The following is a 16,425-nucleotide window of genomic DNA, read 5'->3' as shown; positions in this document are numbered from 1 at the left end:
TCTTCTTGGATGTGAACATCGGTTGAAAGTGAACAGCCAGGATTGCTTTCACTCCGGTCTATCCTTTAAGTGATTCCAATGACCTATGAGTTCTCTTTATTGAAAGCCACAAGGCTCCTGCAGTCCCTGACGCGGGCTGGCGAGGCTTTGGCGCGTCTCGATGAAAGAGTCAGCCGATCTCCGATCAGAGACGGATTTCTGCAGCGACAGAATTTCCACGATGCCGTTTCCTCGCTTTGGGTCGATGGAGAACTGGTCCATGTCGAGGATCTCGTCTTGCACGATGCACGTATGGACATTCGAGCCCCGACGAACGAGATCGTCAATGCCCACCGTATTCTGAGGGCAAGGCGGCTGATGGAAAGTCATCCGCCGCAATGGGCGCTGAGCGATCACGGCATCGATCTCCTCCGCGGGAAAAACGTCCAGCCGCAGGCCGCCCCATCAAACCTGGTTTCGGATGGCGAAGAGGCGGACTTCAAAGAGCCAGAAGACGCGGACAAAGCTCTTGCCGATGAGCTGGCTCAGATGGACGCTGTGCTGTCACGCAGCACCGCCCTTGTCACAGATGCCTTGAGCTATCGCGGCCAGTCGGAGACGTCGATCCACAGCCCTGCCGGCGAACAATCAGATGAAGATAGCGAGGAAGAAAGACTTCATCGATGGCGGAAGCTTGTCGATCGCTATTCGGACTATCCGGCGGCGCTGCAGGCTGCCATTCTCCTCGATGCCTGGCGCGATATCCAGGTGTCGGACCGAAGCCCATGGCTGGGTCGGCAACTCGCAGCCGCGTCGCTGCGTGCCAGTGGTTTGACAATCCTGCCGGCGCTCAATAGCGGACTTCGCGCCATTCACAGAGAACGGCGCCATTCGCGCGACCAGGAAGAACGACTGGTCGCGATCCTTGATGGAATGATCGAAGCGGCCGAACTCGGCATGAAGGAACACGACCGTCTTTTGAACGGCAAGAGCCGGATGGAAAGACGGTTGGTCGGAAAGCGGTCAAATTCGCGACTGCCGGATCTGGTCGAACTGGTTCTGGCAAACCCAGTCGTCTCCACATCCATGATCGTCAAGGAACTTGGTACCACGCCACAGGGCGCGATGGTCCTTGCCAACCAGCTGGAGCTGCGCGAAATGACAGGCCGCGGACGTTTTAGGGCCTGGGGGATTTTGTAAGCCCTTTGCCACTACGGCATTGGCCCGAAAATCGGAACCGATTTCTGGAAAGCACGATGGGTCGGATCAAAAAGATAGAGCCCCGTGCCTCCCAAAGGACGCACGGGAGCTCTCGTTTCTAAATCGCAGATCAGCTTGCTATGGCGTAGCGCGCGTGGGAAAAGTTCGAGGCGAGCCTCGTATCTGCGCTGACGCGGAAGCGTCCCACCATGCTCGCAAGGTTTTCGGTTTCCTGCGACAGGCTTTGAGCAGCAGCGGTGGTTTCTTCCACCATCGCTGCGTTCTGCTGCGTAACCTTATCCATCTGATCGGCCGCCGACGAGACTTCTTTCAAGCTGACAGCCTGCTCACGGGCACCGGCTGCAATCTGGTTGATGGTCTGGCTCATCCCGAGAACCTGTTTGACGATCTTGCCAAGCGAATCGCCCGTTTCTTCAACCAGATGAACGCCGGTTTCGACCTGGCTGGACGAGGTGGAGATCAAGCCCTTGATCTCCTTTGCGGCATTGGCGGAGCGCTGCGCCAGTTCACGCACTTCCTGCGCAACCACCGCAAATCCCTTGCCTGCTTCGCCAGCGCGTGCGGCTTCGACACCCGCATTCAGCGCGAGAAGGTTCGTCTGGAATGCGATTTCATCGATGACGCTGATGATATTGCCAATCTTGCTGGACGATCCCTGGATTTCGGTCATCGCTGCGACGGCGCGGGCAACGACGTCGCCACCCCTTTCAGCATCCGCCCTGGCGCCATTAACGGTCGTTTGCGCATCCGTTGCACCATCGGCGGTGTCGTTCACACCACGAGTGACCTCGCTTAGGGCCGCAACGGTCTCTTCCAGAGCGGCGGCCTGCTGTTCGGTACGGCGAGCCAGATCGTTCGACGCGGTGGAGATTTCGCTCAGACCGGAGCGGATCGTGTAGACTGCGCTTACGACATTGCTGATCGTTTCTTCCAGCGCAGAAACCGAGATGTTGAAATTCTGGCGGATCGTGTCGAATTCAGGGGCGACCTTCTCGTTCATGCGAACCGTGAGGTCACCGCTTGCCAGAGAATTCAAGCGGCTCTGAACCAGCTCGACGAAGTGTCGGAGATCTTCAGCCTTGGCATTGTCGATGTCGCTCTGACGCTTGCGATCGGTTTCGACCTGGCGCTGGAGTTCTTCTTGCTCGGCCTGAACGTCTTCGCCGCGGGCAAGCGCAAAACGGAACTTTTCAAGTGATGCGGCCAGATTGCCAAGTTCATCCTGCTTGCCCGTCTGGGCAACCTGATCCTTGTAATTGCCATTGGCCATCTTGCCGACGGAACCCAGAACGGATGTCAGAGGCTTCTTGATCAGGATCTGCGTGGCAACGAGGATCACGCCAAGCGTCACTGCGAGAATGATCAGGCCACCGATCAGCATGCTATAGATCTGCTGCCAGACTGGCCCGGAGAAGACGGCCGAAGGCACATCCAGGACCGTTGCCCAGGTGGTGTTCATGCCGGGTGCCGTGAAGGGGTAGACGAGACGGACAGAACCGTCCGGGAGCCCCTCGATCACACGCATCTTGCCGTCGGCCAAGGCCTGCTTGACGAGATCGGCGCCGACATCGGAATAATCCTTCATCAGATTGTCGGCGTTGTCGTGGGCGAGCCACTTACCGTTGTTCGCGACCAGCATGACGTCGCCACCTTCGAACGGCTTGATCTGCGCCAAGCTCTTTGTCAGATCGCCGAGCTTGATATCAACGCCTGCGATGCCGACCATCGTTCCTGCGGCCTTGACTGGCACGGAGACGGAGGTGACGAGCTGCTTCGTGTTGGTCAGATAGGGCGAGGTGATGAGCGGTTTACCGGTCTTCACCACACCGCCGTAATATTCGTCCTCTGGCTTGATCTTCCAGGTTGAGAGACCGATCTTGCCACTGTCGTCCTTTGTCCAGTAGGGCGTGAAGATGCCCTCCTCGTTCAGAGCTTCCTTGCCGACCGTCGGCTTCGGGCTCTTGCCGTCGATCAGTTCACACATCCACGCGCCAAACACGTTCGGATATTGCGGCGCGACGGTCTCGATCATTGAAACGATGTCGGCGCGGCTGCGCGAACCGTTTTCGATGAAACCACCGATCGTGGCAGCAAGCGTTGCGCCTGCGGATGTTGCGACGGAGATGTCTCCAGCGATCTTCTCGCTGACTGAAGCAGCCTTCTCGGTTGCGAGCGCCATCACGTCACGCTCGGTCGCTGACTTCACGTTCATCACGTTAACCGCCGTGTAAGCAATCATGATGCCGGCAATAGCTGTTCCGGTAGCTAAGATAAGCTTTCCGGAAACGGAATTGAGAATCTTCTTCATGCGACGAGCCCCTCTAATTTTGGGGCGACGTTAATGTAAGATTTTAAACAATTCGCAAACAAACCGCGAAAAGAATAGTGCTGTCTGGCATTTAGGAATTTTGCACGATCGCCTCTGAGCTTAAGCGAAACGCGCGATTCTCTGCTTGAACTCTATTCCATCGCGATCGGCAAATCAGTTTCCGCGTCCGGGTCTGAAATAAAAAAGAGGCGGCCGTCGTCTGGCCGCCTGCTAGATGTTTGAACCGTAAGGTATAGCACGAAGAACGAGACTTGATGCACAGCGCAATTCTTGGCAATCGCGTCATGCGTCGAAGTCGGTAGTAGTCACGCCGAATAACGCGATGCGTACCAGTTTTGGAACAAGGTGTATTGGCTTTCCAGATGACGGCGCTGCGAGGCGCTCAATTCATCCGTCTCGTTGAAATGCAGCGTGTATTCGGTATCGCCGTTCAGAACCATCAGATACTTGTAGTGCAGAACGAGGTCAGGACCTTCATCATAGGTCGAGAGCACCGTCAGCGCCTCTTCCAGCTCGCGCGCTTCAACCCGTGCCGCTGCATCGCCCTTCGCGGCCTTTTCGCACAGAGCGACCAGATGCAGCACTTCCTTTGGCAGCGCGTTACCGATGCCGGTGATGGCACCGCCTGCACCGCAATTGACGAAGCCGTGGTAGACGCCCGTATCGACGCCGACCATGAGCGTCAGATCATCGTCACCGGCGGTGATGTTTTCCGCAGCGTAGGTCATGTCCTGCTTGCCCCCGAATTCCTTGAAGCCGATGAGGTTCGAATAGCGCGAGCGCAGATCGAAAAACAGATCAGCGCGGGTCGCAAAGCCATAATAGGGGCTGTTGTAGATCACCGCCGGAAGTCCGTTTGCCGCTTCGAGAATGGCGGAGAAATGGGCCTTCTGCGCAGAAACGGAAGACCCGCGGGAGAGAACGCGCGGAATGACCATCAAGCCCTTGGCGCCAACCTTTGCAGCGTGAGCAGCGTGGCTGACGGCCGACTTGGTGTTGATGGCGCCGGTGCCGACGATGACCGGAACACCCGCTTCAGCAAGACGCTGCACGCCTTCCTGGCGCTGCTCGTCTGTCAACAGCGGCCAATCGCCCATGGAGCCGCAATAGACGACTGCCGACATGCCGGCCGCGATGAGTTCCTTGCCCTTCTTCACCAGCAGGTCGAAGTCAGGCGTTCTGTCCGCCTTGCAAGGCGTCATGAGGGCGGGGATGCATCCGGTGAAGATCGTGCTGGCCATGGTTTCCAATCCTTTTGCGGCACCATAGCCGCCTGATACGCAGCCCTTGTAGCACCGGATTTCGATCTTGTCGACAAATAAAATACATGAAATCTGGGCGCAAATGCTGGGCGTTCCGCCAAAGGCGCTCTTTTTGAATTTAAAGGCTGAGATTGGCGCTTTGGCGAGTATCGGCCGTGATGTAGGAGCGGATCTGTGTGACGATCTGATCGGCATGCGCCCTGGCAAGCGCGTCCGCCTTTTCGACGTCCCGGTCGATGATCGCCTGAATCATGTCTTCATGCTCGCTGACATACTGGTTGGGCAGGACATCATTGAACGAGGAGTAGTAGAGGCGAAGGATGCGCCGTCCCTCGTCGAGCAGCCGAGTGAAGAGCTCGACATAGTGACGGTTGCCGCCAGCCTGCGCGATCGCGACATGAAAATCGCGGTTGGTGGAAATCATCGCAAGCGCGTCGCGTTGCTCGACAGCCAAGGCAAAGGCGCTTTGCAGGGTGCGGATCTGCGCGATATCAGCCTCTGTATGATTGGCCGCAGCAAGCCGAGTCGTAACGCGATACATCAGGGTCAATGCGTCGAAGAATTCCGGCAATCCGAGAAAATCGATCTGCGAGACGATGGTGGCGCGGTTGGTCAGCGTCGTGATCAGCCCTTCGGCGGAAAGACGGACCAGCGCCTCACGAATGGGCGTGCGCGACAGCGAAAAACGTTCGGAGAGTTGCAGTTCATCGATCGGACTGCCGGGCGCAAGCCGCAATTCGATGATCTCGTTGCGTAGCGTCTCGTAGACGGTGGAAACGCCAAAGCCTCTTCGGTGGGTCTGTTTTTCCCGCTCGTCCGCCTTCTCCACCTCTGCCATCAAACCATCCTTCAGTCTCGATCAAGACAGGCTTAGTCCAGAATCGCGCCTGATGGAAAGATCAAACCGCCCAACGATAACGCCGGGACAGTGCCCGGCGTTATCTTGATCGAGTTAGGCAGCGCGAAGCGACGCGCTCAATGGAATTTCGACATCGATTTCCAGTAGCGACATATGCTCGTCGCTGTCCATTTTCACATGGACCTTATCGCTATCGATCTGCACATGCTTGGCGATCGCCGCCAGAATTTCCTCACGCAGAATGACGACCAGATCCGAACCCTGATTGGTGCGCTCATGCGCAAGAAGGACTTGCAACCGTTCGCGTGCGACGGGTGCGGACTTCTGTTTGCGGAAAAGGTTGAAGATGCTCATGCGGCCCTCCCGAAAATCTTGGCAAAGATGCCGCGCTTTTCGCCGGGAATGGAAACCGGAATGTCTTCGCCCGACAGACGTCGTGCCGCATCGAAATAGGCCATGGCTGGCGCCGACTTGGCATCGGCTAGCGTGACCGGTGCACCAACGTTGGAAGCACGCAGCACGTCCATGCTTTCGGGAATGATGCCGATCAGCGGAATGGAAAGGATTTCCAGAACGTCATCGACCTTGAGCATGTCGCCGCGCTCGGCGCGGGCGGCATCGTAACGGGTCAGAAGCAGGTGCTTTTCCATCCGCTCGCCCCGTTCAGCCTTGATCGTCTTGGAATCAAGAAGGCCGATGATGCGGTCGGAGTCACGCACAGACGAGACTTCCGGATTGGTAACGACGACGGCGATATCCGCGTGCCGCATGGCAAGCGTTGCGCCGCGTTCGATACCCGCGGGACTATCGCAGATCACCCAATCGAAGTGCTTCTTGAGTTCGCTGATGACCCACTCGACACCTTCCGGCGTCAGATTGTCCTTGTCGCGCGTTTGCGAAGCCGGCAGCAGGAACAGCGTATCGAGACGCTTGTCGCGGATGAGCGCCTGCGTCAGCTTGGCGTCGCCCTGAATGACATTGACCAGATCGTAGACCACACGACGTTCCGCACCCATGACCAGATCGAGGTTGCGAAGACCGACGTCGAAATCCACGACGACGACCTTTTCCTTGTTCTGTGCCAGCGCTGCACCGAGGGCTGCGGTCGACGTCGTCTTTCCGACGCCTCCCTTTCCGGAGGTAACGACTACTACCTTCCCCATCCTGATCTCCTGTTTCCTGCCGCTTACGGCTTAATTGAGTTTGTCCGCCTTGATCGTATCGTTTTCCAGCCAGAGCTGGACGGCCTGCCCCCGAAGCTTCGGGTCGATATCTTCCGCAACCTTGTAAACACCGTCGATGGCAAGAAGCTCGGCTTCCAGCTTCTTGCAGAAAATGCGTGCCGAGGCGTTGCCGAGTGAACCCGCCATGGCGCGTCCGCGCAGCGCGCCATAGATATGGATCGAACCGCCGGCGATCACTTCTGCGCCGGAGGCGACGGAACCGACGATCGTCACATCGCCTTCCGGGAAGATGATCGACTGGCCCGAGCGCACCGGCTCGCTGATCATCAGCGACTGCACGACGCTGCGGATTTCGGTCACGGGTGCTCTTTGCTCCGCCGGCGCTTCCACCTCGGCAAGCGCCACCGGTTCAACCTCGACATCCGAGGCCGGCTTTCCGCCCTTGAGCGCGGGCGGCATACCGGTTTCGATCATCGACGGGCGTGCGCCCTCGATGCCCATGATGGCAACGTTGCGATTGTAAAGCTCGGCAAGCAAGGACTTCAGGCCCGCCTTGTCGAGCTTCAGGTCCGCCACATCCAGCACCACCGGACGTGACAGAAAGAACCCGGCAGAGCGCGCTGCCAGATCGTCCAGCCGCTCCAGCCAGACATCCAGCGGCGACTCGGGAGAAAGAACGACCGCCAGAAATGAGCGGCCCTTGATACGGATCGAACGCGAGTCTGTTAGCACTTTGGTCATCTTGGTAAAGAAATCGTTGATAGAGAGGTAGCGGTGATTTGGTTAACAAATGGTTAACGCGCGCCCTTGGCGGCGGCTAAAATTAACTTCGAGACCCCCTTGACCGAGCACCGGACTGAGTCGGTCGATCCGTGTGAAAAAGCCTGCTTATGCAGCTGCGGGAACCGGCCTCAATCCAGAAGGTTATAGGCCTATTCCGGGGGGATAAAATGGCCGAGAGTGCGACACGGGATTCATCGAAGGAACGGGAGTTTCTGATCGGTCTCGCGCGTGGCGTGGGCGGTGCGCTTCTCTTTGCGCTTCCCATGTTGATGACGATGGAGCTGTGGTTTCTCGGCTTCTACATGTCGCGGGAGAAACTGCTGCTTCTTTGCGTTCTCAACATCCCACTTCTGGTGGTGCTGGCAAAGCGTGTCGGCTTTGAGAAAACCTCCTCCTGGATCGAGGCGATCCGGGATGCGGTGACGGCCTATGGCCTTGCAATCATCGTCAGCGCCGCCATTCTTGCCCTCTTCGGCTTGATCAACCACCAGGCGACGACGAGCACGACGGTGGCAAAGATCGCGCTTCAGGCCGTTCCCGCCAGTATTGGCGCGCTTCTTGGCCGCAGCCAACTTGGCATGCATTCCGAAGACGATGACGAAGGCGACGACGCCGAGACGGAGACCAGCTACTTTGTTGAGCTGTTCATGATGATGGTCGGCGCTCTCTTCCTCGCGCTCAATGTCGCGCCGACTGAGGAGATGATCCTGATCGCCTACAAGATCACGCCCTATCAGACGCTGCTCACCGTACTCCTGTCGCTCACTCTGATGCATGGGTTTGTCTATGCCCTCCATTTCAAGGGCGGGCACGGCCACGCAGAAGACAGCGCCTGGTGGCACACCTTCATCCGCTTTACCATGCCGGGCTATGTCATCGCGCTTGGCATCAGCCTCTACTGCCTGTGGAGCTTCGAACGACTGACGGGAACATCCCTGTCGCAGATCGTCGCGGCCGTCGTCATCTTGGGTTTCCCCGCAGCCATCGGCGCTGCTTCGGCCCGCCTCGTGCTATGAGAACGCCATGACCAAATCCTCCGCAGACGGCCATATGGAAACATCCTCGCCCCACTGGATAGAGTGGGTCACCGGCATCATCTCATCGTTGCTCGTGATAGCACTCCTCGGCTGGATATCATGGGACATCTATCGCTATGACGACGCGAAAGCGGATTTCGAACTTTCCGTTGTCTCCGTAGAGCCCGCCAGCAACGGCTTCAGGGTGAACTTCGATATCCACAATGTCAGCCAGACAACCGCCGCAACGGTGCATGTGGTCGGCTCGCTGCGCAGCGCAGACGGAATGACGGATACGGCGGATGTGACCTTCGATTATGTTGCAGCCGAATCCCATGACAACGGGACGCTCTTCTTCAAGAGCGATCCGCAATCGGGCACGCTGGATCTGCGCGTAGGAGGCTTTACCGATCCTTGAAGATCAGAGCCGCTGTTCGGTTTCATGGTCGAACAGATGCAACGACGCTGGATCGATATTGAAGCCGACGCTGTCCCCCGCTTTCACATTGCTTCTTCCCTGAAGCGCCACCGTCATTTCCGGTTGCGTCGCCGTTGTCACGGAGGTCGCGGAGCCTGTGGTTTCCACAATGCCGACCGGCAGGGTGATCGTCGACGATCCGGGCGGTGCGAGCGTGATATGCTCCGGCCGGATACCTACGGTCACGCGTGCGCCCGGCGTGAAGGCGACGGGGGACATGATCGTCTGAGGTTCAGCCTTTCCACCAAAATTCAAAACCAGCGTTCGTCCGTCTTCCGCAGCGATAGCCGCTACAAAGTTCATCGCAGGAGAACCGATGAACCCTGCGACGAAGCGGTTGACCGGTCGATCGTAAAGCTCAAGCGGCGCGCCCTGCTGCTCGATTACGCCGGCGCGCATGACGACGACATGATCGGCCATGGTCATGGCTTCGATCTGGTCATGCGTGACATAGACGGAAGTTGCTCCGAGGCTGTTGTGCAATTTGCGAATTTCAGCGCGCATGTGAACGCGAAGCGCCGCGTCGAGATTGGACAGCGGCTCGTCGAAGAGAAACGCCTTGGGATTGCGGATGATGGCCCGCCCCATTGCGACGCGCTGGCGCTGGCCACCGGAAAGCTCACGCGGATAGCGGTTGAGGAGCGTGGTGAGGCCGGTGATCTGGGCGATCTCCTCCGCCTTTCGGCGTGCCTCGGCCTTAGAAACACCCTTCAACCGCAGCGAATAGGTGAGGTTCTTTTCCACTGTCATATGCGGATAGAGTGCATAGGACTGAAACACCATGGCGATATCGCGCATGCGCGGCGGCTGGCGGGTGATATCTTCGCCTTCGATGCGGATCGTGCCGCTCGAGATCGCCTCCAGCCCCGCAAGGGTGCGCAGCAGGGTCGACTTGCCACAGCCGGATGGCCCGACAAGCGCCACGAACTGGCCTTTCGGGATGGCGATATCGATGCCGCGCAGCGCGTGGTAGGCGCCGTAGTGTTTCTGGATGCCAGACAGTTCGATCTGCAATGTCATTTGAGCGCTCCGGATGTCAGACCGCTGACGATGCGGCGCTGAAGCAGGACGAAGATGATGAGAATGGGCGTTACATAGATCGCCGCGAAGGTCATGATGCCGGTCCAGTCGGAGGCATTCGGCCCGACGAAGAACTGCAGGCCGACCGTCGCAGGCTGGAAGGCCCTGTCGGTGATCAGCGAGCGCGAATAGACATATTCGCCCAAGGACTGAAGAAAGATGAGGATCGCCGAAACCAGAATGCCATTGCGGGCAAGCGGTACCGAGATGCGAAGGAATGCGCCAATGCGGCTGTTGCCATCCACCAGCGCTGCCTCTTCAAGCTCGCGCGGCACCTGGGTGAAGGCTGCCCGCACCAGAACGATATAGAGCGGCAGCTTGTTGGCAGCCGTTGCCAGGATGACGCCAGTGCGCGGCCATGACAGCAGGCCTAGCTGACTGAAAGCGACGAAGATCGGCGTCACCATCAGGGATGGCGGAAGGACCTGCAGCATCAGAACGAGGAAGAGTGCCAGATCCATCCAGACCGAGCGGACACGCGCCAGAGCGTAGGCACAACCCGTGCCGAAGAGCACGACAAGCGAGACCGTACCGAAAGCGATGATCAGCGAGTTCTGGATGAAGGTGTCCATGCCCATGTCGTTCCAGACACGGGTAACCTTCAACTCGGGATGATGCGGCCAGAGTGTCGGCGGGTTGGCGAAGGTCTCGGTGTTGGTCTTCAGCGCCGTGACATACATCCAATAGAGCGGGAAGAGGTAGATCGCGACGATAGCGATGGCGATGGCCAGCAGGAGCCAGCGTTTCCAGGGGGTGCTAGACAACATGTTCGTGCCTCGTCGAGCGGACATAAGCGGTGGCGACGACGATGACCAGAAGGGTCATCACGACGGAAACGACCGAGCCATGGCCGATGCGGTATTCGCGGAAGGCAAGCTCCCAGGACCAGTATTGCAGCACGTTGGAGGCATTCGACGGACCGCCTTGTGTCAGCGCCGCGAAAAGGTCGAACTGCTGCAGGGTGAAAATGATGCCAAGCGAAATGACGGCACCGAGCTGCGCCCGCATCATCGGCAGGGTGATGGTGAAGAAGCGCTGCAGCCGCGTCGCTCCATCCAGTTCCGCCGCCTCGTAGACGTCATCGGGGATCGAGGCGAGACCGACCGACAACAGGATCATGTTGAAGGGAACGCCGAGCCAGATATTGGCGATGATGACGGAGTAGATCGAGATCGATGGATCGGAGAGCCAGAAGATTTTCTGCTGGGTGATACCGAGTGATTGCAGGAGCCAGTTCACCACGCCGAAGTCACCGGCCAGAATCCAGCCCCAGATGGCACCGACCACCAGTCCCGGCATGATCCAGCCCGCAAGAAACAGGCCACGAAGCCATGAGGCGCCCGGAAAATCGAGCCGGAAGAACAATGCAAGCGCCAGGCCGATCCCCAGTTGGAAGATGACGGACAGGAAAACAAACAGGAAGGTGTTGCGCACGATCGGCATGAACAGCGGATCGTCGATGATTTCGCGGTAGTTATCGAGACCGACAAACGGGCGGTCGAAGGTGGCAATGGTGAAGAGATCGACGCTCTGGAACGAGATGACCAGATTGTATATCAACGGGAAAGCGGAAAAGGTAACGAGATAGGCGAGCGCGAACAGAACGAGCGCGCTGTCAAACCCGCCACCATCGCGGAAAACTCGATTGAAACGGAGCATTTCGCCTCCCGACATCTCATATGCGCGTTCCACCAAGTCGGACCGTGCGCTTCATCAGTTTGGAAACTGGCTGCGGACGTGGACGCGCCCGCAGCCTCTCGATCAAAGGACCGGACGTCCAGCCTATTTGAGGATCTTGTCGATCGACTTCTGCGCCGTCGTCAACGCATTTTCCGCTGTGGCTTGGCCGGTCAGCGTCGTTTGGATTGCGGTCTGGATCGCCTTTGAAATCTTCGACCAATCGGGGCTGGGGCCGCGATTGCGCGCAAACTTCATCGACTCCTCGAACACCTTGTACGCTTGCGGATATTTCGGATCCTCGACCTTCACCGGATAGGCGGGCACATAGCCGAAGTCGTTCCAGACACGCGGCATCTGCTCATACATATATTCGATGAACTTGAACGCTTCCTTCGGGTGCTTGGAGTTGGCAACGATGACGTTGTCGCCTTCACCCAGAGCCGAAGCATGCGGTGCTCCTTCTTTGGGAACAGGCAGGATCGCGACGCGATAATCGAATTTCGCATCTTTGCTCATGCGCGGCAGTTCCCATGGGCCGGAAATGCTCATGGCGGCGTTGCCGGCATTGAAGGTACCGGTCGAGTCCCACTGGCCGCGGATCAGCGTGTCCTTGGAGGCAAGTCCCTCATCGATGAACTTCTTCCAGAGTGTCAGCGCTTCCACACCGCCCGGAACATTGACCTTGTTGTAATCGCCGCCGGCCATCTGCAGCCATGGCAGGAACTGGAAGGTCCCTTCTTCGGTCGCTGCGGCGGAGAATGCCAAGCCATAAACGCCCTTATCGGGCTGCGTCAGCTTCTTGGCGGCATCATAAAGCTCGTTCCATGTCTGCGGCGGCTTGTCCGGGTCGAGCCCTGCGGCCTTGTACATGTCGGCATTGTAGTAGAGCGCGATGGTGTTTGCCCCGCGCGGAATGCCGTAGACGCCATCCTTGTAAATGACGGAGGCGAGCGGGCCAGGCAGGATCTGATCGAGCTTGATCACCGAGCTTTTGTCGATCATCGGCTTCATGTCGAGTAGCAGCTTGCGCGATGCAAAGAGCGCGACATCCGGGTTGTCGATATAGGTGACGTCCGGCGCTTCGCCTGTCGCCATGGCCTTGGCCAACTCGTTGACCATGTCCGGAAACTGGACCGATCGGACATTGACCTTGATGTCCGGGTTCTTCGCGGAAAATTCCTCCGCCATCTTGTAATGATATTCGCCCGGCCGATCGACGGTCCAGAGATTGATTTGAACCTGCTCGGCCCATGCGGGCGTCGACAATGCGGCAAGTGCAACTGCACCCATTAGCTTTGCAATAGTCATGATACTCCTCCTTTGATCATGATTGCGATGCCGGTTCCCCCCGGCTTGAGTCTTACAAAAGCGACGGGTCGCCGCCTCCATATTCTGCGGCGAGATCGACGAAGGACCCTCCCCGGCTGTGCTTCAGATAGTTGAGCGCATGAACCTGGCCCGTCATTTCCAGGCGATCGCGATAGACCGGATCATGCCAGCCTTCGATGTCGATGGAACCGGACCAGCTGGCCAGCCGAAGCTCGGAAATGATGTCGATCCAATTGCTGTCGCCAAAGCCCGGTGTGCGCATGAAGACAAAGGGATGCTTGCCAAAGATGCCGTGCTCCTTGATCACATCCCAACGGATGGTCGCGTCCTTGCCGTGGACGTGGAAAATCTTGTGCGCCCATTTGCGGATCTGCGGCAACGGGTCGATCAGATAGACCATCTGGTGGCAGGGCTCCCACTCCAGACCGATATTGTCATCCGGCGTCTCGTTGAACATCAGTTCCCAGGCATCCGGATTGTGGGCAATGTTCCAATCACCCGTTTGCCAATTGCCGTCCATGGCGCAGTTTTCAAAGGCGATCTTCACGCCCTTGTCGGCAGCGCGCTTCGCCAGTTCGCTCCATATTTCCCTGTAGCGTGGAAGGCTCTCCGGCAAGGGCTTGCCCCGGACGCGGCCGGTGAAGCCTGCCACACAGGTGGCGCCGAAATGATGGGCGTTGTCGATGCAGTCCTTCCAGCCTTGAAGGGTCTGGAGGTCCATCTCCGTCTCTTCCAGCGGATTGCCGAACATGCCGAGCGTCGAAATGGTGATGTCGCGGTCGCCGATGGCTTCGACGCAGCGCTTGCCAAGTTCCGCAAGGTCCTGGCCATTGGTCGTCTGCCAGAAAAACGGCTCAAAGCTCTCGAATCCAAGGTCGCCGATTTCCGAGATGCGTTCGGCGGCGTCCCCTTTTGTGGCACTGACCATGGTGCCGATGCGGACGGATTTTGCTGGATCGCTCATATTAGACCTCAAATCTCGATAGGAACACGCTGACCGGTGCGGGCGCTTTCAATCGCGCCCATGACCATGGCCAGGCTTTTGATATTGTCGGAAGATACGGTCTCTGGAACCGTCCCATTTTCGATGGCACGCAGGAATGACAAGAGCACGCTGGCATGCCCTTCCGTCTGCTCTTCACTCACATTTTCAGAAACGTTTACGGCGGAAGTTCCGCGCAGAAGCCCTTCGTCGCTTCCCGCTACGTTTGCCGAGAAACCATCCTCACCATCCCAAAGGATCATGCCCTTCGATCCGACCAGCCGCCACGTGCTTTCCCAGCTTGTCCGCTCGCCTTCGGCGCACCACGAGCCGCGATAGGTGAAGACCACGTCATTTGAAAGTTCGAAGATGGCGTTGGCCGATGCGCCATGGGCGTACCATGAGCCGGCTGGATTTCTCTCCACGCAGTAGACCGCCAGCGGGTTTTGATCGGCGACGAAACGCGCTGCATCGAAGGTGTGGATCGCCATATCCAGCAGCAACACATTTTGCATTTCCTCGCGGAAGCCGCCAAAGTGCGGCGCCAGGAAGAAGTCGCAATGAATGGCGGTCAACTCGCCGATCACGCCGTCCTGAACGGCGCGATGCAGACGGCGTATCCCCCTGATATAACGCCTGTTTTGAACAATGGCGTGGATTTTACCGGCACTTTCGGCAAGCTCCAGCAGCGTCTTCGCCTCTTCCAGGGAAGGCGCCATCGGCTTTTCGCTTAACACATGGCAGCCAGCAGCCAGACCAGTAGCAACCACGCCGAAACGGGCATCGGGGATAACGACGTCGAAAACCACGTCAGCTTTGGTCTTGGTGAGGACGTCTTCGAGATCGCTGCCGATAACGACGTCCTGGAGCGCGAACTCGTCGGCCAGCGCCTGGGCGACCTTCTCGTTCAGATCGACAAGACCGCATATGCGGATCGACGATTGCAAATCTGGATGTGAGGCGATCGCGCGCAGCCAGCCTTTGGCCATAGCTCCGCACCCGCACAAAACGGCATTCAATGTCACATTGTCCTCCCTGCCGCCCGCAAACTCCTCTTTGCGGAACCAGCTTTCGTAAACGTTTACGAGACTATGCTTAAGGTGCTAGATGTGTCAAGACCGTAGTGAAGGGCTTCTCTGGTTTGGAGCCGGGAGGACATGCATGAAGGGTATCCGCCAGCTCGCAGACTATCTGGACATCTCCATCGGCACCGTATCCCGCGCCTTGAATGGCAAGCCGGATGTGAACGACGATACCCGTCGCAGAGTGTTGGAGGCGGCAGAAAAGCTGGGCTACGTCGCGAACCAGTCCGGGCGCAGCCTGCGACAGGGTGCCACCAACGTCATCGGCCTGATGACCGGGTCCGACACGCAAGCGGTCGAAAACGCCGACAACTTTTTCCTGGGCGTGACGGATGGCTTGCAGAGTGTTTTCTCGACCCACAATCTCGACCTCATCGTCCTGCCTTGTCCTGCGGAAGAGGATCCCGACGAGTATTTGAAGCGCATGGTGGCAAGGCGCATGGTGGATGCGATGGTCATTTCGTCCACCAGCCGGATCGACAAGCGCGTCGACTTCCTCAAGCAGACGCGCCTGCCCTTCGTCACCCTGGGGCGAACGGGTTCCAGCACCGATCACGCCTGGATCGATCTCGATTTCGAAGGTGTGGCAAGAACCGCCGTGGCTCGCCTTGCGGCCGCCGGTCACCGTTCGATTGCCGTTGCAGCACCCGACACCGACATCAATCTTGGCTATATCTTCCTGGAGGGCTATCGCAAGGGTCTGGAGGACGCGTCTCTCCCCTATGACGAACAGCTCATCATTCGAGCCAGGTCCAGCGAACAGGGTGGCTATCACGCGGCAAGCGAGTGGCTGCAGATGCGGCCACGCCCAACGGCCCTGATTCTGATTTACGAGTTGATGGCAATCGGTCTCTACCGGCGCCTTGCAGAGGTGAAACTTCGCGCTGGACAGGATCTCGCTGTCATCGGCTTTCGCGAGGGCCCGAGCGGCCAATTTCTCGAGCCCAGGTTGACGAGTTTCCGCATGTCGCTGCGCGATCTCGGCGTCTCCGTCGGCAAGACCCTGCTATCGACCATGCCGGCCTATAGCAGCTTCTATCCGCAACAGCCCAAACACATCGTCTGGCCGATGCAGCTCATTCCGGGTGACAGCGATATCACCAACCTGCAATCCAGGTGATATCCGGCCGCGCAGTTTCCGCGGCCGGATATCTATGATCA

16 protein-coding genes are annotated in these 16,425 nt (G+C 58.2%); 4 read left to right on the top strand and 12 right to left on the bottom strand.

The features are described from left to right. The first annotated feature begins 78 nt into the window (after window positions 1–78). Complete coding sequence (locus ACTJKV_RS14700; RefSeq protein WP_440598949.1) at window positions 79–1,179, top strand: RHE_PE00001 family protein; 1,101 nt, start codon at window positions 79–81, stop codon at window positions 1,177–1,179. Between the two features lie 130 nt (window positions 1,180–1,309). Here ACTJKV_RS14700 and ACTJKV_RS14695 read toward each other — a convergent pair whose 3' ends face one another. The 6 genes from ACTJKV_RS14695 to minC form a co-directional block, all read right to left on the bottom strand. After that, window positions 1,310–3,508 carry a methyl-accepting chemotaxis protein gene (locus tag ACTJKV_RS14695; protein WP_440598948.1) on the bottom strand — a complete coding sequence of 733 codons (2,199 nt, stop codon included), beginning with the start codon at window positions 3,506–3,508 and terminating at the stop codon, window positions 1,310–1,312. A 326-nt stretch (window positions 3,509–3,834) separates the two neighbouring features. Next, window positions 3,835–4,770 carry a dihydrodipicolinate synthase family protein gene (locus tag ACTJKV_RS14690; protein WP_111847541.1) on the bottom strand — a complete coding sequence of 312 codons (936 nt, stop codon included), beginning with the start codon at window positions 4,768–4,770 and terminating at the stop codon, window positions 3,835–3,837. A 139-nt stretch (window positions 4,771–4,909) separates the two neighbouring features. Continuing rightward, the gene (locus ACTJKV_RS14685; RefSeq protein WP_113261543.1) at window positions 4,910–5,629 is read right to left on the bottom strand and encodes a GntR family transcriptional regulator; all 720 of its coding nucleotides are present in this window, start codon (window positions 5,627–5,629) and stop codon (window positions 4,910–4,912) included. 114 nt (window positions 5,630–5,743) lie between these two features. Beyond that, window positions 5,744–6,004 (bottom strand): cell division topological specificity factor MinE, encoded by a 261-nt coding sequence (minE, locus tag ACTJKV_RS14680; protein ID WP_062424021.1) that lies wholly within the window; start codon window positions 6,002–6,004, stop codon window positions 5,744–5,746. Then, window positions 6,001–6,813: a septum site-determining protein MinD gene (minD, locus tag ACTJKV_RS14675; RefSeq protein ID WP_062424020.1), complete on the bottom strand. Its 813-nt coding sequence runs from the start codon at window positions 6,811–6,813 to the stop codon at window positions 6,001–6,003. Before minD ends, minE begins: the two co-directional genes overlap by 4 nt. Before the next feature lie 30 nt (window positions 6,814–6,843). Next, window positions 6,844–7,575, bottom strand: a complete 732-nt coding sequence (minC, locus tag ACTJKV_RS14670; RefSeq protein ID WP_062424019.1) for a septum site-determining protein MinC — start codon at window positions 7,573–7,575, stop codon at window positions 6,844–6,846. 209 nt (window positions 7,576–7,784) lie between these two features. Between minC and ACTJKV_RS14665 the strand changes: the two genes are divergently transcribed. Together ACTJKV_RS14665 and ACTJKV_RS14660 are read left to right on the top strand one after the other, a co-directional pair. Further along, window positions 7,785–8,633, top strand: a complete 849-nt coding sequence (locus ACTJKV_RS14665) for a TIGR02587 family membrane protein (protein WP_112360370.1) — start codon at window positions 7,785–7,787, stop codon at window positions 8,631–8,633. A gap of 7 nt (window positions 8,634–8,640) precedes the next feature. Beyond that, window positions 8,641–9,051 carry a TIGR02588 family protein gene (locus ACTJKV_RS14660; protein WP_113272428.1) on the top strand — a complete coding sequence of 137 codons (411 nt, stop codon included), beginning with the start codon at window positions 8,641–8,643 and terminating at the stop codon, window positions 9,049–9,051. 3 nt (window positions 9,052–9,054) lie between these two features. Here the strand turns inward: ACTJKV_RS14660 and ACTJKV_RS14655 are convergent, their stop codons facing one another. The 6 genes from ACTJKV_RS14655 to ACTJKV_RS14630 all read right to left on the bottom strand — a co-directional run bounded on the left by ACTJKV_RS14655 (window position 9,055) and on the right by ACTJKV_RS14630 (window position 15,207). Beyond that, entirely contained in the window at window positions 9,055–10,131 is a 1,077-nt protein-coding gene (locus ACTJKV_RS14655; RefSeq protein ID WP_440598947.1) for an ABC transporter ATP-binding protein, read from the bottom strand. Further along, window positions 10,128–10,958, bottom strand: coding sequence for a carbohydrate ABC transporter permease (locus ACTJKV_RS14650; RefSeq protein WP_113180051.1), 831 nt, complete (start codon window positions 10,956–10,958; stop codon window positions 10,128–10,130). The genes ACTJKV_RS14655 and ACTJKV_RS14650 overlap by 4 nt, the downstream gene beginning before the upstream one ends. Continuing rightward, window positions 10,948–11,850, bottom strand: coding sequence for a carbohydrate ABC transporter permease (locus ACTJKV_RS14645; RefSeq protein WP_062424015.1), 903 nt, complete (start codon window positions 11,848–11,850; stop codon window positions 10,948–10,950). The genes ACTJKV_RS14650 and ACTJKV_RS14645 overlap by 11 nt, the downstream gene beginning before the upstream one ends. Before the next feature lie 123 nt (window positions 11,851–11,973). Then, on the bottom strand, window positions 11,974–13,179 hold the full coding sequence (locus ACTJKV_RS14640) for an ABC transporter substrate-binding protein (RefSeq protein ID WP_440598946.1): 1,206 nt from the start codon (window positions 13,177–13,179) through the stop codon (window positions 11,974–11,976). 52 nt (window positions 13,180–13,231) lie between these two features. After that, window positions 13,232–14,164: a sugar phosphate isomerase/epimerase family protein gene (locus ACTJKV_RS14635; protein WP_440598945.1), complete on the bottom strand. Its 933-nt coding sequence runs from the start codon at window positions 14,162–14,164 to the stop codon at window positions 13,232–13,234. 8 nt (window positions 14,165–14,172) lie between these two features. Then, on the bottom strand, window positions 14,173–15,207 hold the full coding sequence (locus ACTJKV_RS14630) for a Gfo/Idh/MocA family protein (protein ID WP_440598944.1): 1,035 nt from the start codon (window positions 15,205–15,207) through the stop codon (window positions 14,173–14,175). 136 nt (window positions 15,208–15,343) lie between these two features. Here ACTJKV_RS14630 and ACTJKV_RS14625 point away from each other — a divergent pair, with 136 nt between their 5' ends. After that, window positions 15,344–16,384: a LacI family DNA-binding transcriptional regulator gene (locus tag ACTJKV_RS14625; protein ID WP_112519541.1), complete on the top strand. Its 1,041-nt coding sequence runs from the start codon at window positions 15,344–15,346 to the stop codon at window positions 16,382–16,384. The last annotated feature ends 41 nt before the right edge of the window (window positions 16,385–16,425 follow it).

The sequence above is a fragment of the Agrobacterium sp. 22117 genome, assembly GCF_052045735.1.
GTDB lineage: Bacteria > Pseudomonadota > Alphaproteobacteria > Rhizobiales > Rhizobiaceae > Agrobacterium > Agrobacterium cavarae.
The sequence above is the reverse complement of the archived record's forward strand: the minus strand, read 5'-3'. Positions and strand labels throughout refer to the sequence as shown.